The organism is Mycobacterium sp. 1081908.1, assembly GCF_001673535.1.
Taxonomy (GTDB): domain Bacteria; phylum Actinomycetota; class Actinomycetes; order Mycobacteriales; family Mycobacteriaceae; genus Mycobacterium.
In genome coordinates, this window is sequence record NZ_LZLY01000056.1 from 85,833 (window position 1) to 104,730 (window position 18,898).

The 18,898-nt window shown below is 70.7% G+C and carries 16 protein-coding genes; 6 read left to right on the top strand and 10 right to left on the bottom strand.

Annotated elements, in window-relative coordinates; genetic code table 11:
• Position 1: 1 nt before the first annotated feature.
• Genes A5655_RS08030 through A5655_RS08040 form a run of 3 tightly spaced genes read right to left on the bottom strand, consistent with a single transcriptional unit; the run spans position 2 to position 3,511 of the window.
• Positions 2 to 1,306, bottom strand: a complete 1,305-nt coding sequence (locus tag A5655_RS08030; RefSeq protein WP_067007863.1) for an amidohydrolase family protein — start codon at positions 1,304 to 1,306, stop codon at positions 2 to 4.
• Positions 1,300 to 2,490, bottom strand: a complete 1,191-nt coding sequence (locus tag A5655_RS08035) for a CoA transferase (RefSeq protein ID WP_067007866.1) — start codon at positions 2,488 to 2,490, stop codon at positions 1,300 to 1,302. The genes A5655_RS08030 and A5655_RS08035 overlap by 7 nt, the downstream gene beginning before the upstream one ends.
• Before the next feature lie 25 nt (positions 2,491 to 2,515).
• A complete protein-coding gene (locus tag A5655_RS08040) occupies positions 2,516 to 3,511 on the bottom strand; it encodes a MaoC family dehydratase (RefSeq protein WP_156764763.1) in 996 nt (331 codons plus the stop codon).
• Positions 3,512 to 3,541: 30 nt separating this feature from the next.
• Here A5655_RS08040 and A5655_RS08045 point away from each other — a divergent pair, with 30 nt between their 5' ends.
• Entirely contained in the window at positions 3,542 to 4,687 is a 1,146-nt protein-coding gene (locus A5655_RS08045) for an acyl-CoA dehydrogenase family protein (RefSeq protein WP_082978552.1), read from the top strand.
• A gap of 77 nt (positions 4,688 to 4,764) precedes the next feature.
• A complete protein-coding gene (locus A5655_RS08050; RefSeq protein ID WP_067007872.1) occupies positions 4,765 to 5,181 on the top strand; it encodes a CD225/dispanin family protein in 417 nt (138 codons plus the stop codon).
• A 7-nt stretch (positions 5,182 to 5,188) separates the two neighbouring features.
• Here the strand turns inward: A5655_RS08050 and A5655_RS08055 are convergent, their stop codons facing one another.
• The 4 genes from A5655_RS08055 to A5655_RS08070 are packed head-to-tail and all read right to left on the bottom strand — an operon-like array spanning position 5,189 to position 9,461.
• Positions 5,189 to 6,145, bottom strand: a complete 957-nt coding sequence (locus A5655_RS08055) for an enoyl-CoA hydratase/isomerase family protein (protein WP_067007936.1) — start codon at positions 6,143 to 6,145, stop codon at positions 5,189 to 5,191.
• A gap of 2 nt (positions 6,146 to 6,147) precedes the next feature.
• The gene (gene fadD4, locus A5655_RS08060) at positions 6,148 to 7,662 is read right to left on the bottom strand and encodes a fatty-acid--CoA ligase FadD4 (RefSeq protein ID WP_067007875.1); all 1,515 of its coding nucleotides are present in this window, start codon (positions 7,660 to 7,662) and stop codon (positions 6,148 to 6,150) included.
• Between the two features lie 33 nt (positions 7,663 to 7,695).
• Positions 7,696 to 8,748 carry an S-adenosylmethionine:tRNA ribosyltransferase-isomerase gene (locus tag A5655_RS08065; RefSeq protein WP_067007939.1) on the bottom strand — a complete coding sequence of 351 codons (1,053 nt, stop codon included), beginning with the start codon at positions 8,746 to 8,748 and terminating at the stop codon, positions 7,696 to 7,698.
• Positions 8,748 to 9,461 (bottom strand): SDR family oxidoreductase, encoded by a 714-nt coding sequence (locus tag A5655_RS08070; protein WP_067007941.1) that lies wholly within the window; start codon positions 9,459 to 9,461, stop codon positions 8,748 to 8,750. The genes A5655_RS08065 and A5655_RS08070 overlap by 1 nt, the downstream gene beginning before the upstream one ends.
• Before the next feature lie 61 nt (positions 9,462 to 9,522).
• On the opposite strand from A5655_RS08070, the gene soxR reads away from it, so the two are divergent.
• Positions 9,523 to 9,984: a redox-sensitive transcriptional activator SoxR gene (soxR, locus tag A5655_RS08075; RefSeq protein ID WP_067007878.1), complete on the top strand. Its 462-nt coding sequence runs from the start codon at positions 9,523 to 9,525 to the stop codon at positions 9,982 to 9,984.
• Positions 9,985 to 9,995: 11 nt separating this feature from the next.
• Here soxR and A5655_RS08080 read toward each other — a convergent pair whose 3' ends face one another.
• From A5655_RS08080 to A5655_RS08090, 3 genes are all read right to left on the bottom strand, one after another.
• The gene (locus A5655_RS08080; RefSeq protein ID WP_067007881.1) at positions 9,996 to 11,825 is read right to left on the bottom strand and encodes a phosphoenolpyruvate carboxykinase (GTP); all 1,830 of its coding nucleotides are present in this window, start codon (positions 11,823 to 11,825) and stop codon (positions 9,996 to 9,998) included.
• A 183-nt stretch (positions 11,826 to 12,008) separates the two neighbouring features.
• Positions 12,009 to 13,517: a hypothetical protein gene (locus A5655_RS08085; protein ID WP_067007944.1), complete on the bottom strand. Its 1,509-nt coding sequence runs from the start codon at positions 13,515 to 13,517 to the stop codon at positions 12,009 to 12,011.
• The gene (locus A5655_RS08090; RefSeq protein WP_067007884.1) at positions 13,511 to 14,533 is read right to left on the bottom strand and encodes a hypothetical protein; all 1,023 of its coding nucleotides are present in this window, start codon (positions 14,531 to 14,533) and stop codon (positions 13,511 to 13,513) included. Before A5655_RS08090 ends, A5655_RS08085 begins: the two co-directional genes overlap by 7 nt.
• A 153-nt stretch (positions 14,534 to 14,686) precedes the next feature.
• Between A5655_RS08090 and trmB the strand changes: the two genes are divergently transcribed.
• From trmB to A5655_RS08105, 3 genes are all read left to right on the top strand, one after another.
• Positions 14,687 to 15,505 carry a tRNA (guanosine(46)-N7)-methyltransferase TrmB gene (gene trmB / locus A5655_RS08095; protein WP_067007887.1) on the top strand — a complete coding sequence of 273 codons (819 nt, stop codon included), beginning with the start codon at positions 14,687 to 14,689 and terminating at the stop codon, positions 15,503 to 15,505.
• A 13-nt stretch (positions 15,506 to 15,518) separates the two neighbouring features.
• Entirely contained in the window at positions 15,519 to 16,232 is a 714-nt protein-coding gene (locus tag A5655_RS08100; RefSeq protein ID WP_067007891.1) for an NYN domain-containing protein, read from the top strand.
• A 49-nt stretch (positions 16,233 to 16,281) separates the two neighbouring features.
• The coding region (locus A5655_RS08105) for an MMPL family transporter (protein WP_231999103.1) at positions 16,282 to 18,898 on the top strand (2,617 nt) is incomplete at its 3' end.

Genomic DNA, 18,898 nt, shown 5'->3' on the forward strand with positions numbered 1-18,898 from the left:
GTCACATCGCGAAGTACACCAGCTCGCCGCCGATGACGGTGGCCGCGACCATGCCGGCGTCCAGCTCCGCCAGCGCCGTCGCCGGCGGCTCGGTCAGCACGCAGAGATCGCCGGGCTGGCCGGGTTCGACGGACCGCGGCCGGCCCGGACGATCGGGCCGGCCCAGGAACATCGTCAAAGCCGTTAGCGCCGAGACACATTCGTTCGCGTTGAGCACGGCGCCGCTGGGTGTCGTGCGGTACACCGCCGCGCGCATCGCCGTCCACGGGTCGCCGTGGCCGAAGGGCATGTCGGTGGACAGCGCCACCGGCACGTCCGATTCCAGCAGGGACGCGACCCGCCACAGCTGGTCGTGCTCGGCGGCGGGGACGTCGGCGAGGTACTGGTCGCCGCGCTCGGCGACGAAGTTGGGCTGCGTCACCACGGTGACGCCCAGGTCAGCCAGGTCGGCCAGGTTGTCGTCGGGCACCACCGCGGCGTGTTCGACGCGATCCAGCGGGTGGCTGCCGGCGGCGCGCAGGGCCGCGATCGTGACCACCAGTTGGGCGGCCGTGACGCAGTGCACCGCGACCGGACGGCCGTCGCCGTGCAGGTCGGCGATCCAGGCGGTAAGGGCGTCCAGGTCCAGGTGGTCGTCCTGCAGGATCTTCTTACCGGGCGACAGAAAGCTTGGCCGTGGCCGAAATTCGCCGCGGCGGTGAGCGACCAGCAGCGCGACCATGTCGTCGGCGCCGAGGTCGGGGGTGGCGTCGGTGACCCCGGTGACGCCGGTCGCGGTGATGCGGCGGCTGAGTTCGGCCAGGTCGGTTTCGCGCTGCGCCAGCGCGTCCGACCAGCCGCGGTCCGCGCTGCGCAGGCGGCCATCGGGGTGGTCGGGCAGGCCGACGCGGCCCAGCGCCTCGGAGTTGAGGATCCACAGCGCGCCGCTGCGGTGCTGGATGCGCACCGGGACGTCGCGCACGACGGCGTCGAGGGCCGTCCGGTCCAGCTCGCCGGCGACAGACTCGTGGTAGCCGACGGCGCGAATCCACCCGTCCGGACCCGGCGTCGCATTCGAAAGTAGTTGCGTGAGTTGGTCTTTGGTACTTACGCCGGGCGGCCCGACGAGGAACGAATCCAGCGCCGACGCGGCCGAACGCAGGTGCACGTGGTGGTCGTGCAGCCCCGGCAGGACGGTTCCGCCGCCGGCGTAGAGCACGCCCTCCCCTTTGCCGGCGACCAGGCCTTCCCCCACCTCGTCGATCTGCGCGCCGACGCGGATGTCGACCGTTCGGCCGTCCAGCAAGGTGGCGCGGTGGATCAGCACGGCAGGCAATGCCTTTCGGAGACCATCCGGCGCACGGCGTCGTTGTCGGCGCCGAGCGCGGCCGCCGCGTCGCGGACCGCCGGCGCCCGCGGTGGCGGCGCCGGGCACGGTCCGGCCGACGCTTCGGTCGGTAACGCCGCGTGCGTCGCGGCGACCGCGGCCATGGACACGTGGATCAACTCGCCGCCGCCGCGGCCCAGCGATTCGAGCACCGCAAGAGCCGCCTCCAGCCCGGTCAGCGGGTCGGCGATGGCGTCGCCGCAGAACACCGGGCCGTCGGCGGCGGTACCCACCAGGCCGCCGGCCACCGCGGCGTCGTCCCCGAACGCCGGCCTGCGGTCGTCGTATCCGCTGATGCGCAACCAGATTCGGCCCGTTCGCGGCGCGACGTGGTCCGGCCCGAGCCCCCGCCGCTCGAGCGCCGCGGGCCGCGAGCCCTCGATCACGATGTCGGCGACGCCGAGCAACTCGCGCAGCTGGTCGGCCTGGCGGTCGAAATCCACACAATAGGAAAGCTTCTCACCGTTCATCCAGTCGTAGAAGGCCCGGTTGCCCGCCCGGGTGCCGTCCGGTCGGCGCGGGCTCTCCACCTTGACGACGGTCGCCCCGCCGCGCGCCAGGAGCCGCCCGCACAGCGGTCCCGCCCACATCGAGGACAGATCGGCCACCAGCAGGCCGGCCAGCTCGCGCGGGTGCGCCCGGAAGCCCAGGTGCCGCACCTGAGGCGACGCGGCGGCAACCTCACCCAGCGCGGCCGCGGGGATGTCGAGCAGCGCCGCCCGCTCGGTGACCGCCGACACCGGACGCGCCGCGGCCCAGCGCCGCAGCGCCGGCCACGGATCGGCGTCCGCCGCTTCGGCCTCCACCAGCGCGGGAACGGCGGCGACGTCGTCGGGGCGCGAGAGCGTGATCGCGCACCAGCCGTCCCGGGTCGGCAGCAGCCGGGTGGCGCCGCCCGCCGAGACCCGGCCGCGGCGGGTCAACCCGAGCAGGCCGGCCCGCCCGGCCAGCAGGCCGGCCGGGTCGATGCGGGCGCCCGTCCGGCGACGGATGGCCGTGGCCACCTCCTCGGCGCGGGCCAGCACGTTGGCGCGGGAGAAGTCGGGCGGCCCGTCGGGCAGGCCAGTCAGGCAGGCCAGCCCGCTGCTGCCCCAGCTTGAGGACGCCGAACTCACGCACCCCATTGTGCGCGCGGCTCGCCGCCGCGACTCAGAAATGCAGCGCGTCGAAGCGCCAGTCCAGCACCGGTCGGTCCGGCTCGCCCACGGCGTACACCAGCGACCTCAGCCCCAGCACCCCGCCGTGGCCGGTCGGCTCGGCGGATTCGACGTGCAGCTCGCTGTAGAGGGTGTCGCCCTCGTGCACCGGGCCGGTGTGATCGCAGGAGCGCCAACCCAGGACCGTCGCCAGGTTGGGCAGCAGCCTGCTGGCTTGCGCGAGCGCCAGCCCGATGGTGTGACCGCCGTACACCAGCCGCTCACCGCCTACCCGCGAATCGTGATGTGTGGCGGCGACATTCAGCGTAAGCCGGGCGAGTTCGGGCGCGCTGCTGACCACGTCGCCGGTGCTGCGCAGCACCGCGCCCGCCAGGCCGGGCTCAAAATGCGGGCCCGGCACCTTGTTTCGGAACACCTCGGCGTCCCAGTGCGCGGTCGGATCGTGGGCCGGGCCGGGCACGTCGGCGCCGACGGCCGACAGATCATCGGCGGGCGCGCCGGAGGGATCCCAGTCGGGGCTCGCCGGCAGCATGGCGCACCGGTAGAAGTCGAGCACCAACCGGTCGGCCTGATCGATCGTGATCATCCGCAGCGCCGCCAATCCCGTCGGCGCCCGGCCGGGCTTGGCCGAGTTCGCCCGCAGCCCAACCACTTCCGTGCGCGTGTAGATGGTGTCGCCGACGGCGGGGAATCGGTGGAACACGAGGCCGCGATAGAACAGGTTGGCCTTGACCCGCTGGGTGGCCAGCGTCGACTGCCCGATCGCGACGTCGCAGACCAGCGCCGGGTGCGCCAGCGGTCCCGGCACGCCGGTCACGGCGGTGCACAGCACCGCATCGCAGGCCAGGCGCAGCCGGTCCCCCACGATCGCCTGATGCGCGGCGGCCATGCCGGCCGAGAGCGTCATCGCCGGCGCCCAGTCGAAGACCTCACCGACCGAGAGATCGTCGAAGTAGGGGCCGCCCTCGCGTGCATGCGCGTAAGTCACGGGGCCAATATGGCACACGTGAGCAGTGAGCTGAATGACGAAGAGGACATGCTGGTCGCCACGGTGCGGGCGTTCGTCGACCGCGACGTCAAACCCGGCGTCCGCGAGGTCGAGCACGCCAACACCTACCCCGAGGCGTGGATCGACCAGATGAAGCGGATCGGCATCTACGGCCTGGCCGTTCCCGAGCAATACGGCGGTTCACCGGTGTCGACGCCCTGCTACGTGCGGGTCACCGAGGAACTGGCCCGCGGCTGGATGAGCCTGGCCGGCGCGATGGGCGGGCACACGGTGGTGGCCAAGCTGCTGACGCTGTTCGGCACCGAGGAGCAGAAGCGGTCCTACCTGCCGCCGATGGCCACCGGCGAGCTGCGGGCCACCATGGCGTTGACCGAGCCGGGCGGCGGCTCGGACCTGCAGAACATGGCGACCACCGCGCTGCCCGACGGTTCCGGCGGCCTGCGGATCAACGGTGCCAAGACCTGGATCAGCAACGCGCGCCGGTCCGGGCTGATCGCGCTGCTGTGCAAGACCGACCCCAGCGCCACGCCGCGTCACACGGGCATCTCGATCGTGCTCGCCGAGCACGGGCCGGGCATGACGGTCTCGCGGGACCTGCCCAAGCTGGGCTACAAGGGCGTCGAGTCCTGCGAGCTGTCGTTCGACGACTTCCGCGCGCCGGCGTCGGCGGTGCTGGGCGGCCGGGTGGGCGAGGGCTTCGCGCAGATGATGAAAGGCCTCGAGACGGGCCGCATCCAGGTGGCCGCCCGCGCCCTGGGCGTGGCAACCGCGGCGCTCGAGGACGCGCTGGCCTACGCGCAGCAGCGGGAAAGCTTCGGGCGCCCGATCTGGAAACACCAGTCGATAGGTAACTACCTGGCAGACATGGCGACCAAGCTCAGCGCCGCGCGCCAGCTCACCCGCTACGCCGCCGAGCGCTACGACAGCGGCGAACGCTGCGACATGGAGGCCGGGATGGCCAAGCTGTTCGCCTCCGAGACCGCGATGGAGATCGCGCTGAACGCCGTGCGCATCCACGGCGGCTACGGCTACTCCACCGAATACGACGTCGAACGCTACTTCCGCGACGCGCCGCTGATGATCGTCGGCGAGGGCACCAACGAGATCCAGCGCAACGTGATCGCCGCGCAGCTCGTTGCCCGGGGCGGGATCTGACGCGAACCTCCCTGATTGACGCCCTGGTTTGCTGTATATTTGCCTGACTTCGGCGCCAGCAAAGAGAGGCAGCTGCCATGAGTTATCCCCCAGGGCCGTACGAGGGTTCCCCAGAATGGCAGGGCCAGCAGCCGCCGGCGTGGCAGGGCCAGCCACCGCCGCCGCCGCCGGGATACCCGGCCCCGCAGCCGGGTTGGCCGGCCCAGCGCGAGCCGGACAACTACCTCGTCTGGGCCATCCTGGTCACCGTGCTGTGCTGCCTGCCGTTCGGGATCGTCTCGATCGTGTACTCCACCAAGGTCTCCGGGCTGTGGACCCAGGGCCGCTACGCCGAGGCGCAGTCGGCGGCCGACAGCGCCAAGAAGTGGGCCATCATCGGCGCGATCGCGGGCGTGGCCGCCTACGTCATCGTCGGCATCCTGTACGCCTTCGTGTTCGCGGTGGCCGTCTCGAACCTGCCGTCCACGACCACCACCACCTATTCGGGCTTCTGAGCTACCACTAGGTAAGGCCCTGGGCGCCAGGGTAAGTCGCGTCCACCAGCCCCCACTGCCGCGCGGCGTCGGCGCCGATCGTCCGGCCGGACAGCACCAGGTACGCGGTGCGCCACCGCCCGATCCGCCGGGTGATGCTGACGGTGCCGCCGGCGCCGGGGATCAGGCCGAGGCCCAGTTCGGGTAGCCCGAACACCGAATCGTCGTGCGCCTCAATCCATCCGCAGAACGCCGCCATCTCCAGCCCGCTGCCCATCACCCGGCCGTGCACCCGGGCGCGACAGGACCGGCCGAGCCGCGCGGTGAGCGCGTCGAGGGCCAGCGCGGGGCTGTGCCGGGTGCGGGCCAGGTGCGCGCTCGCCGGGTCGGCGAACGTACCGAATTCCGCCAGGTCCCCGCCGCTGCCGAACGATGGGCCGTTGCCGCTCAACACGATCCCGGTCACCGACGGGTCCAGCAACGCGACGGTCAGCGCCTCGAGCAGCGCGGCCCGCGCATCGGTGGAAAACGCGTTGTGGCGTTGCGGCCGGTTGAACGTGATCCACAGGGTGTCGCCGTCGCGCCGGGCCAGCACCGGCTCGGCGATGTCGGGCACGCGGGCGGGACCGCGTTCGGCCAGCCACCGCGCGAACTCCGGGCCGGCCTGCAGCGTGGAGTAGGCCAGCGACTCGGTCACCACCCCGGCCAGCGTCGGGCCGCCCGGGTCGACGGCGCGCAGCACGTCGTCGCACACCGCGCTGGCGTGCGGCCACCGCTGGCAGCGCTCGGTGAGCTCGGCCAGGGCGTCGGGCACCGAGTCGACGACGACGACCCTGCGATCGTCACACGATTCTTCGGTCAACGTGAAAGTGGCGCGATCGAGCCATGATTCGTCGGCGCCCGCGATCGGCCCAACGGCAACCTGCACACCGGGCAACGCATCGTCATCGGCCTGCTGCGGCCCGCTCAGATCGACGACGCGCAGGGTCACACCGAGTACTTCTCGATCAGCCCGTTCTTGTACAGCTTTCCGGTGTCGGTGCGCGGCAGCTGCGCCTCGAAGGCGATCGAGCGCGGACATTTGTAGTGCGCCAGGCGGTCCCGCAGCCACGCGGCCAGCTCGTCGGCGAATTGATCGGTGGCGTCGGCCGGGTCGACGGTCTGCACCGCCGCCATGACGCGCTGGCCCATCTCGTCGTCGGGAACGCCGAACACCGCGGCGTCCAACACCTTCGGGTGGGTGACCAGAAGGTTCTCGGTCTCCTGCGGGTAGATGTTCACCCCGCCGGAGATGATCATGTGGTGGCGCCGGTCGGTGAGGTAGAGGTAGCCCTCCTCGTCGAGGTAACCGACATCGCCGACCGTCACCCAGCCGTGCGTGTCGCGCGACGCGGCGGTTTTCGTCGGATCGTTGAGGTATTCGAACGAGTGCCCGCCCTCGAAGTAGATCTCGCCGGGCTGGCCCGGCGGCAGCTCGGTGCCGTCCTCGCCGAGGATGTGGGCCGCGCCCAGGTATGGCTTGCCGACCGAACCGGGGTGCGCCAGCCATTCCTCGGCGCTGATCAGCGTCGCCCCGATCGCCTCCGAGGAGGCGTAATACTCGTCGATGATCGGCCCCCACCAGTCGATCATCTGCTTCTTGATCTCGACCGGGCACGGCGCGGCGGCGTGCATCACCCGCTTCAGACTGGACAGGTCGTACGAATCACGAACGGCGGGAGGAAGTTTCAGCATCCGAGTGAACATGGCCGGCACGAACTGGCCGTGGGTGATGCGGTAGCGCTGAATGGCGTCCAGCGTGCCCTCGGCGTCGAACTTCTCCAGCACGACCGTGGTGATGCCGCCCGCCTGCGCGCTCATCGACCACACCGACGGCGCCGTGTGGTAGAGCGGGGCCGGGCTGAGATAGATCGAGTCGGGGGACATCCACAACTCGACCAGCGCCGACATCATGCCCGGTGCCTCGGCGGGCGGGAGATGCGGCAGGTCGCGCCTGATGCCCTTGGGCCGTCCCGTGGTCCCAGACGAGTACTGCAGCAGGTCGCCCTCGATCTCGTCGTCGCTCGGGGTATCAGGTTGGTGGGCAACGCATTCGGGGTAGCGCTCCCAGCCCGGCAGGTCGCCGTCGGCGATCATCAGTAGCTCGGGCAGCCGCGGGAGGTGGTCGCCCAGTTGGATCAGCGTGCCGCGCAAGGCCGCGGAACCGATGATCGCCTTTGCGTTGCTGTTGTCGACGATGTAGGCGGCCTCGGCCGCGGTCAGGTGGGTGTTGATCGGCACGTAGTACAGACCGCTGCGGCGCGCCGCCCACATCACCGCGTGGATGTGCTCGTTGTTCTCCATCAGGATCGCGACGGTGTCCCCCTCGCGCAGCCCGGCCTGGCGGAACCGATGCGCCAGTCGATTGGCACGGGCTTCCAGGTCATCGAAGGTGACGACCGTCCCGGACGGGTACAGGATCACGGCGGGCTTGTCGGCGCCGACATGGGGGCGAATCTGCATGCGCCGACTGTACGACGCCCGGTTTGACACCTGTCATGAGGGCAGCAGCAGGGCGCTGTCCCCGAATTCGTGCCACAGATAACCGCGCGCGACCGCCTCCCGGTAGGCCGCCGCGACCAGGTCGGGACCGGCGACGGCCTCGAGCAGCAGCAGATGCGAGGCGCCGGCGTCGTGCCACCCGGTGATCAGGCCGTCGACCACCCGGCACGGGCGGTGCGGGCCGAGCACCAGATCGGTCCAACCGACGGCCGGCCCCACCACGCCGGCGGGGTTCGCGGCCGACTCCAGCGCGCGGGTCACCGTCGTGCCGACGGCGACCACCCTGCCGCCGGCCGCGCGCGCCGAGTTCACCATCCGCGCGGTGGGCGCGGGCACCTCGAACAGCTCGGGAGTCGGTGGCTCGCCCGCTTCGGCCGACGACACCCCGGCGTGCAGGGTGACCGGCGCGATCGCGATCCCGGCGGATACCAGCGCGGTCACCAGTTCGGTGCTGAAAGGCCTGGCGGCGCTGGGCATTTCGGCGCTACCGGCGGAGCGGGCGAACACGGTCTGGTAGTAACGCAGCGGCCACTCGCGCGGCACGTACGCGTACCGGATCGGCCGACCGTGCCGCGACAGGTAGGCCCCCACGGCGCCCTCCAGGATGATCCGCGCGGTCCACAGCCGCGCGCCGTCGGCCCCGGGTTCGGGGTACGACGACCCGATGACGAGCGCCGCGCCGCCGGGCAGCTCGACGCGTTCGCCGGGCCGCACGTCGGTGAGGTGTCCGGCGGCGTCCACCGCCGGCCGCAGCTCCACCACCCACTCCTTTTCGCCGCGGGCCGTCGAAAAGTGCACGGCGATGGCCCGTCCGCCGCGGCGGCCGTCGACCGCGGCGGGCATGGTGGCGGAGTTGTTGACCACCAGCAGGTCGCCGGGTCGCAGGTAGTCGCCGAGGTCGGCGAAGCGCGCGTGGCTGACCCCGCCCGGGCGCGCGACCAGCAGCCGGACCGCGTCGCGGGCGACGCCGCGGGCTTCGGGCGGCTCACTGGCGTCGGAGCCCGGGGGGCGGTGGAACTGCGTGCGCGGCCGCGCCGCGAGCGTCATCACCGCGCCCCGGACAGCGCGAGGTCGGCCGCCCGGTAACGACCTGGGGCGGGCCGGGTGTCCACGAGGTGCAGCAGGGCGGGCACGACGGATTCCGGCTCGGCGCGATCGGAGATGTCCTCGCCGGGAAACGCGGCCTGGTGCATCTCGGTGCGCATGTCGCCCGGGTCGAAGGCGTACACGCGAACCGCCGCCACCTCGGCCGCCAGGACGGCCGAGGCCTGGTCCAGCGCGGCCTTCGACGATCCGTACCCGCCCCAGCCGGCATACGGCTCGACGGCGGCGTCGGACGACAGGTTGACGATCACCCCCGCGTTGTCGGCCAGCGCCGGCAGCGCCGCCCGGATCAGCGCCAGCGGGGCGAACACGTTGGTCTCGTACACGTCGCGTAATTCGCCGATCGGGTAGTCGCCCAGCGCCGGCTGCGGGCTGGGCCCCAGCCGGCTGGCGTTGTTCACCAGCAGGCCGAGGGGACCGGCCCCGAGCGCGGCGGTCAGCAGCGCGTCACGGTGCGACGCGTCGGTCACGTCGCCGGGCAATCCGATCAGTCGATCCGAATTAAGCTCTGCGACAGTTGCTTCGAGTTCGTGGGCGCGGCGTGCATCGGCGACGACGGCCCACCCGCGTTCGAGCAGGGCGGCGGTCACCGCCCTGCCGAACCCGCGGGAGGCGCCGGTGACGATGGCGACGGGGTTGGGTTGCGATTGAGTCATACCGCCCATACTGATAGTTGAAGTAAACTTTAAGTCAAGTACCAATTCGGGAAGGCCCACAATGGACAAGCGGGATCTGTTCACCGTCAGCGAGATCGCCCGCCGCAGCGGCTTCGCCGCCTCGGCGATCCGCTTCTACGAGAGCCAGGGCCTCATCACCGCGACCCGGACGTCGGGCAATCAGCGCCGATTCGAGCGGCAGATGCTGCGGCGCCTGGCGTTCATCAAGGCCGCCCGCAACGTCGGGCTGAGCCTGGACGAGGTCGCCGACGCGTTGGCGACCCTGCCCGACGGCCGCACCCCCACCCGCGCCGACTGGACCCGGCTGTCCAAGACCTGGCGCACGCGCCTCGACGACCAGATCGCCGGGTTGATCGCGCTGCGCGACAACCTCGACTCCTGCATCGGCTGCGGCTGCCTGTCATTGAAGCGCTGCGCCATCTCCAACCCGGGCGACCTTGCGGCCGGCGCCGGAGCGGGCGCCGTGTACCTGCCGAAGTCGCTGCGACGGCAGGCGATATAGGGGCTAGGGGTCTAGCTGGACTCGGCAAGCCGCTGCTTGAGCGCCTCGAACTCGTCCTTGACGCCGGTCGGCAGCTTCTCGCCGACGAACTCGAACCACTCCTCGATCAGCGGCAGCTCCTGGCGCCACTCGTCGGCGTTGACCGCCAGCGCCTGCGCGACCTCTTTGCTGTCCGCGTCGAGCCCCTCCAGGTCCAGGTCCTCGGCGGTCGGCACGATGCCGATCGGGGTCTCCTGGCCGCCTGCCCGGTGCTCGATGCGGTCGACGATCCACTTCAGCACGCGGCTGTTCTCGCCGAAGCCCGGCCACAGGAACTCGCCCTTCTCGCCTCGGCGGAACCAGTTGACGAAGAACACCTTCGGCAGCTTGGACTCGTCGGAGTTCTTGCCCAGGTCCAGCCAGTGCTGGAAGTAGTCGCCGACGTGGTAGCCCAGGAACGGCAGCATGGCCATCGGGTCGCGGCGCACGGTGCCGACCTTGCCCTCGGCGGCGGCGGTCTGCTCGCTGCCCATGGTCGCCCCCATGAACACGCCGTGCTGCCAGTCGCGGGCCTCGGTCACCAGCGGCACCGTGGTCTTGCGGCGCGCGCCGAACAGGATCCCCGAGATCGGCACGCCCTGCGGGTCGTCCCACTCCGGCGCCAGGATCGGGCACTGCGACATCGGGGTGCAGTACCGCGAATTCGGGTGCGCCGCTTTGGTATCCGTCTCGCGCAGGATCCAGTCGTTGCCCTTCCAGTCGATCAGGTGATCCGGCTCGCCCTCCAGGCCCTCCCACCACACGTCGTTGTCGTCGGTCAGCGCCACGTTGGTGAAGACGGTGTTGCCGGCCTCGATGGTGCGCATGGCGTTGGGGTTGGACTTCCAGTTGGTGCCCGGCGCGACCCCGAAGAAGCCGAACTCGGGATTGACCGCGTACAGCCGGCCGTCCTTGCCGAACCGCATCCAGGCGATGTCGTCACCCAGCGTCTCGGCGCGCCAGCCCGGGATCGTCGGCTGCAGCATGGCCAGGTTGGTCTTGCCGCACGCCGACGGGAACGCCGCGGCGAAGTAGTACGCCTTGTTCTCCGGGGAGATCAGCTTGAGGATCAGCATGTGCTCGGCGAGCCAGCCCTCGTCGTGGGCCATCGCCGAGGCGATGCGCAGCGAGTAGCACTTCTTGCCCAGCAGGGCGTTGCCGCCGTAGCCGGAGCCGTAGCTCATGATCTCGCGGGTCTCCGGGAAGTGGGTGATGTACTTGGTGTCGTTGCACGGCCACGGCACGTCCTTCTGGCCGGGCTCCAGCGGCGCCCCCACCGAGTGCAGCGCCTTGACGAAGAAGCCGTCGTCGCCCATCTTTTCCAGCGCGGCCTTGCCCATCCGGGTCATGGTGCGCATCGAGACGACGACGTACTCGGAGTCGGTGATCTCCACGCCCAGCTTCGGGTCGTCGGCGCCGAGCGGGCCCATGCAGAACGGCACCACATACATGGTGCGGCCGCGCATGCAGCCGCGGTACAGGTCGTTGAGGATGGACCGCATCTCGGCCGGGTCCATCCAGTTGTTGGTCGGGCCGGCGTCGATCTCGCGTTCGGAACAGATGAAGGTCCGCGACTCCACGCGCGCCACATCGGACGGGTCGGACAACGCCAGGTAGGAATTGGGATGCTTCTTCTCGTTCAGCTTGGTGAACGTGCCGGCCTCGACCAGCTGTGCGGCCAGCCGATCGAATTCCTCGGCGGAGCCGTCACAGAAGACCACCCGGTCGGGCTGGGTGAGCTCGGCGACCTCCGCCACCCAGGACAGCAGCCCCTGGTGATTGGTGGGCGCGGTGTCCAAACCGGGGATGGTCGCTGAAGTCATCGAAGTCTCCTGGATTCTTCTGCCTGCTTACTCGGCTCGTATTTGAGTTGCCTTGCTATGCCCTCGCCCACACAACTGTTTACATGGTGGCGTTAACTACAGGTTATCGTGAGCCACTTGTTCCAGAGGTCTCGGGCGGGTATAAGCCTTCTCACAACAACGATTCAGAAACAGGGCCGAACGTCACGCCTCGTCGCCATTTTCGCTCCTTGAAGCCGGCTCTTCGCTTTCGCCCTGGGGTATACCCGGTTGTCCCAGTTCTGCACGCACGGCGTCCAGCGCGGCCTGCACGGTCGGCATCTCGCGGTCGCGCACTGCGGCCGCCCGCGCCGCCGCGATCGCGTGCTCGCGCAGTTCGCTGTCGATCGCGCTGACCTGGTCGGCCACCTGCGCGTTCTCCGCCTCGTCGCGGGCGACCAGCGCGGTGCTCAGCAGCGACTCGGCGACGAGCACCCGGGTCGCCACCAGCTCCTCCACCGCCGACTGCAGCGACGACGTCACGTCGGCCGCCCAGCGGTCCAGCAGCGCCCGGTCGCGCAGCAGCCCGCGGATGTGGATGACCACGAACGTGACCGCCACCCCGACGGCGACGCACCCGACGGCGCCCGCCGCGGCCAGCGCGGGGCTGAGCCGGGAGGCCAGCCCGCCGACCAGCCGGCTGAGCGTCAGCGCCACCCCGAGCCCGAAGCCGGCGCCCAGCAGCATCATCAGCCAGGTCTCGTGCCGCCGGGATTTCAGGGGCGCGGGCGGGACCTCCACCGTCGGCAACTGCTCGACGGCGGGCAGGGCCACCGGTACGCCCAGCACCTGCGCGACCTCGGCGAGGTGGGTGCTGGTTCCCTCGCTCACCTCGGCCACCACCTCGTCGACGCGGCCGCGGGCGTAATCGCCGAAGCCGGCCATCTTGCGCCGGGACAGACCGGCGGCGTCCTCTTGCAGCTCGGTGCGCACCGACGAACACCGGTTGCGCGCGAAGTAGGACAACTGGACGCGGGCCTGCTGAATCTGTCCGCGCAGCGTGATGGTGCGCTCGGTCTTCGCCTGCCGCCGCTGCCGCAGGGCCCCGCTGCGCTCCTCGCGCAGCGCGTCGACCCGCGCCCGCCGCCCGGCGCCCTCGGCGTCGCGGTCGATCCGCTGGGCGACCGTTTGCAGCCGGGATTCCCAGGCGCGCAACCTGTTTCGTCGCGGAATGTCGGAATCGGCGAGTAGCTCGTCGACGGTCCGCACCAGGTCGTCGACGCTCGGGTCGCCCACGTCGGGCCGGGCGGCCGCGCCGACCCAGGGCACCTGGGTGTAGCGCGGCGCGTGCGCGGCCAGGGTGTCGCGGTTGGCGGCCAGGACGTCGGGCCAGTTGCGGTGCACGTCGATCTTGGACACCACGCCGACGACGACGTCGGTGTGCTCGGCGGCGGCATCCAGCAGCGCGCAGTCGGATCCGGTCAACTGCGCGGCCGCGGAGACGACGAACACCACCGCGATCGGCGCATCGCCGGGTCCCAGATCCGCCGACTCGACGAACTTGTGCTGCGGCAGCCGTTCGCGCAGCGCCGACACCACGGCAGTGACGCCGGCCATCCACGGGCCGGTCACCAACACGACGTCGCGGCGGTTGATGCCGGGCGAATCCAGCCGGGGCCCGATCGCCGCCACCAGCGCGTCCACCTCGGCGGCCGGATCTTCGCCGCTCACCATGGCTCCCCCGGCGGCGCCCCGCACGCCTGCGACCACAGCCGCAGCGATCCCCGGGCGATGTCCGCGCCGCAGGCGCGCTGCAGATCACTCACCGGGCCCAGCCTGCCAAGGCTGTAGCGCCGCCAGCGCACCGCCCGGGGCAGATGGGCGCCCGGGTCGTCGTCGGGGCCGGGGTCGAGCCCGGCGGCCTCGGCCACGTCGACCGCGGAGGCCATCCGGGCGACCACGGTGTCGTCGCAGCACAGGAAGGCGTGGATCTCGTCGTCGCCGACGGCGAGGGCCTCCAGTTCGGCGACCGCACTCAGCACCCGCCGGTAGCGCACCGGGGCGCCGACGGACGAGATCTCGCGCAGGACGGCATCGACGCCGCTGATCCGGCGCAGCAGGGCGCCGACCTGCGCCGGCGTCCGGCCCTGCCGGGCCGCGGCGATGCCGAGCGCGGTGCCGAACAGGTCAAGCGTCTCGAGCAGCCGCAGCCGCACTTCGGTCGGCACCGGAAGGTCCGCCGCGAGGAAGCCGGGGTAGGACCCGTCGAGGCAGGCGGCGCCGCCGGGATCGGCGGCCAGCGCCCGCAGCGCGGCCCATCGGGTGCGGTCCAGGCCGTCCAGCGCGGCGACGGCGAGCAAACCGCTCATCGGCGCCGTCGGCGCCCCGATCGGCTCGGCGAACCGCGCGTCGCCGGCGCGGCCGGACAGCCGAGACAGGTCGGCCTTGTTCAGCACCACCACCACCGGGCCGCCGGTGCTCGCGATCGCGTCGATGTCCTCGGGCTTGATCGCCTCGGCCGTGACGTACACGACCACGTCGGCGGCCGCCCCCGTAGTCACCGATATCCCGGCTCCGGCGCGGTCCAGGGCGCGCGCCACCGTGCGGCAACCCACGCCGCGGCGGCCGCGGACAGCCACGCGCAGTGGCGCGCCGGCCCGCTCGGCGATCGCCGTCACGCGCGCGTCGGCGCCGCCGGCGGCAAAGCGCGCCAGCTCGTCGACGAAAATTTTGTGCCCTTGTCCCGTCATGTCCTGCCCATTGGATCCGATGGCGTCCGGTTGCCGAGCGGCCAGGTCTCACCGAATGGTGGCATCTGCGTCACAGAGATGCGAGCCACCGCTACCAGCCGAAGGCAACTGTTGGGTATCAATCTGGACCAGGGGCGGCTACGTCGGGGGTTCATGGGCCACCATGGACAAATGCATGCGCAACCCGGGGTCGGGACGTGTCCCGACGCGCCGGCGGGAGTGGAGGCTTGCTCGGAAACGGAAGAAGTGACTGCAGAACCGCCCGGTCCCGAACATCGCCGACTCCCGGCCACGAGTTTCCGCTCGCGGCGTTCCGCGCTGTCGGAGGCCCAGCGCCGGACCTGGGAGCGGTTGTGGCCGAAACTGGGCATCTCGCTGGGGTCGTCGCCCGCCGGGGTTCCCCAGCGCCCGGAGCCCCTGGACACCCGCGCGTGGTTTGGTCGCGAGGCGCCGGTGGTGCTCGAAATCGGTTGCGGCAGTGGCACATCGACTCTCGCGATGGCCAAGGACGAGCCCGGCGTCGACGTGATCGCGGTGGAGGTCTACCGCCGCGGCCTGGCGCAACTGCTGTCCGCGATCGACCGCGAGCAGGTCGACAACATCCGGCTGATCCGCGGCAACGGCATCGACGTGCTGGACCGCCTGGTCGCCCCGGGTTCGCTGACCGGCGTCCGCGTCTTCTTTCCCGATCCCTGGCCCAAGGCCCGGCATCACAAACGCCGGTTCCTGCAACCGAGCACGATTGGCCTGATCGCCGACCGGTTACTCCCTGGTGGTGTCCTGCACGCCGCGACGGACCATCCCGGCTATGCCGAGCACATCGCCGAGGCCGGCGATGGGGAACCCCGGCTTCGTCGCGTCGACCCGGGCAGCCCGCTGCCCATCTCGGTGGTGCGCCCGACCACCAAGTACGAGACCAAGGCCCAAGAAGCGGGCAGCGCCGTGAACGAATTCATCTGGCTTAGACGATGAGTAGGCGATAAATATGAGCCTGACAGAAGAGGCGACAGCCACACCGGAACCGTTGGAAGCGCCGGCGGTCCTGTCGGCCGAGGGCCTGAGCAGCTTCCAACCGCCGGCCGGGCGGGTGCTGCTGGTCTGGGACGCTCCCAACCTCGACATGGGCCTGGGCTCCATATTGGGCCGGCGCCCCACGGCCCTGGAGCGGCCCCGGTTCGACGCGCTGGGGCGCTGGCTGTTGGCGCGCACCGCGGAGGCCAGCTCGGGCCGCCCCGGCGTCGTCATCGAGCCCGAGGCCACCGTTTTCACCAACATCGCCCCCGGCAGCGCGGACGTCGTCCGGCCGTGGGTGGATGCGCTGCGTAACGTGGGATTCGCGGTCTTCGCCAAGCCGAAGATCGACGAGGACAGCGACGTGGACCGCGACATGCTGGCGCATATCGCGCAGCGACATTCCGAGGGGCTCGCGGCGCTGGTGGTGGCTTCCGCCGACGGTCAGGCCTTCCGGCACCCGCTGGAAGAGATCGCGGGCGCCGGGGTTCCCGTCCAGGTGATCGGATTTCGCGAACACGCCAGTTGGGCGCTAGCGTCGGATACCTTGGACTTCGTCGACCTGGAAGACATCGCCGGTGTGTTCCGGGAGCCGTTGCCGCGGATCGGCCTGGATTCGCTGCCTGACCATGGAGCATGGCTGCAGCCGTTCCGGCCGCTGTCCGCCCTGTTGACCACGCGTGTGTGAGACTGGGAACCCAATGCGTGGGTCGCTAGAGATCCAGTAAGGAGCTTACGTGTTCGCCTGGTGGGGACGAACTGTGTACCGGTATCGGTACATCGTCATCGGGGTCATGGTGGCTCTGTGCCTCGGCGGCGGCATTTTCGGCATGAGCCTGGGCAAACACGTTACACAGAGCGGCTTTTACGACGACGGCAGCCAGTCCGTCAAGGCCTCGGTCCTGGGTGACCAGACCTACGGCCGCGACCGCACCAGCCACATCGTCGCCACCTTCACCGCTCCCGACGGCAAGACCGTCGAGGACCCGGCGTGGCGGCAGAAGATCGTCGACGAGCTGAACAAGTTCAAGAACGACCACCCCAACCAGGTCGTCGGCTGGGCCGGCTGGCTGGCGGTGGCCAATCCGGCCGACGCGCCCCCGCTGATCAAGGGGATGGCGACCGAGGACAAGAAGCACACCTTCGTGTCGATCCCGCTGAAGGGCGACGACGACGACTCGATCCTCAACAACTACAAGACCATCGCGCCGGACCTGCAGAAGCTGGACGGCGGCACGGTCCAGCTCGCGGGCCTGGAGCCGATAGCCAACGCCCTGACCGGCACCATCGCCACCGACCAGCGCCGCATGGAGGTCCTGGCGCTGCCGCTGGTGACGGTGGTGCTGTTCCTGGTGTTCGGCGGCGCGATCGCCGCCGGCCTGCCGGTCATCGTGGGCGGGCTGAGCATCGCGGGCGCGCTGGGCATCCTGCGGTTCGTCGCCATCTTCGGGCCGGTGCACTATTTCGCCCAGCCGGTGGTGTCGCTGATCGGCCTCGGTATCGCCATCGACTACGGGCTTTTCGTGGTGAGCCGGTTCCGCGAAGAGATCGCCGAGGGCTACGACACCGAGGCGGCCGTGCGACGCACCGTCATGACGGCCGGTCGCACCGTCACCTTCTCGGCGGTGCTGATCATCGCCTCCAGCGCCAGCCTGCTCGTGTTGCCGCAGGGCTTCGTGCATTCGCTGGTCTACGCGATCTTCGCCGCGGTGGGACTCGCGGCGCTGCTGTCGATCACGTTGCTGCCGGCCTGCCTGGGCATCCTGGGCCGCCACGTCGACGCGCTGGGCGTGCGGACCGCATTCCGCGTCCCCTTCCTGCGCAACTGGAAGGTTTCGCGCGCCTACCTCAACTGGCTCGCCGACCGGCTGCAGAAGACCAAGACCCGCGAAGAGGTCGAGGCCGGGTTCTGGGGCAAGCTGGTCAATTTCGTGATGAAGCGGCCACTGGCGTTCGCCATCCCGATCGCGGTCGGGATGATCCTGCTGGTCATCCCCCTGGGCAACCTGTCGTTCGGCGGCATGAGCGAGAAGTACCTGCCGCCCAACAACTCCGTGCGCCTGGCGCAGGAGCACTTCGACAAGCTCTTCCCCGGATACCGCACCGAGCAGCTGACCGTGGTGATCAAGAGCAACAACGGCAGCAAGGTCACCGACCAGCAGGTCGCCGACATCCGCAACCGGATCGCGCCGATCACCGGGTTCACGGACAAATCCTGGGAGGAGCGGCCGTGCCCGGCCATCGCGGGCAACCCCTGCGTCAGCGGCCCGAACGGGACGACGCAGCCGAAGAACGACTCGGTGCGCGTCATCCAGAACGGCCTGTCCAATCGCAATGACGCCGCCAAGAAGATCGACGAACTGCGGGCCATAAATCCCCCGAAGGGCCTCACCCTCCTGGTCGGCGGCACGCCGGCGCTCGAGCAGGACAGCATCCACAGCCTGTTCGACAAGGCCCCGCTGATGCTGGTCCTGTTGCTCGGCGCCACCACCCTGCTGATGTTCCTGGCGTTCGGATCGGTGGTGTTGCCGATCAAGGCGGTGGTGATGAGCGCGCTGACGCTCGGGTCCACGCTGGGCATCCTGACCTGGATCTTCGTCGACGGGCACTTCTCGACGTGGCTGAACTTCACGCCGACGCCGCTGATGGTGGTGCTGATCGCGCTGGTGGTCGCCGTGGGCTTCGGCCTGGCCACCGACTACGAGGTGTTCCTGGTGTCCCGAATGGTCGAGGCCCGCGAACGCGGCATGTCCACCGCGGAGGCGATCCGGATCGGCACCGCGACCACCGGGCGCCTGATCACCGCCGCCGCGCTGGTCCTCGCCGTGGTCGCCGCGTCGTTCGTCTTCTCCGACCTCGTGCTGATGAAGTACCTGGCGTTCGGGCTGATGGCGGCGCTGTTGCTGGACGCCACCGTGGTCCGGATGTTCCTGGTGCCGTCGGTGATGAAGTTGCTCGGCGACGACTGCTGGTGGGCGCCGCGCTGGGCCCGCCGCCTGCAGAACAAGATGGGGCTGGGCGAGATCGACCTCCCCGACGAGCGCAAGCGGCCCACCCTCAACGGCCGGCCGTTCGCGACCGGGTGCGGCCGGGGCCGCGTTCGTGGGCACCGAGAGGCGCGCGGTTTTGGCCTCGACGGGCTGGCCCGGCTGGGCCTGCAGGCGGGTGGTGCTCGCCGCGGACGGCGTGCTCGGCGCGCCGGCCGCCAGTTCCCGGGCGGGCCTGGGCTCCAGCTGGTCCGGGTGCGCGGCCCGCGACGGCTCCAGCGAGCCGGGGTGGGTGGGATCGTGCTGCGCGCGCGGTGCCCCCGCGGCCAGGCTGGCCGCCGCGACGGGGGGCCGGGCGCGCCCGCCG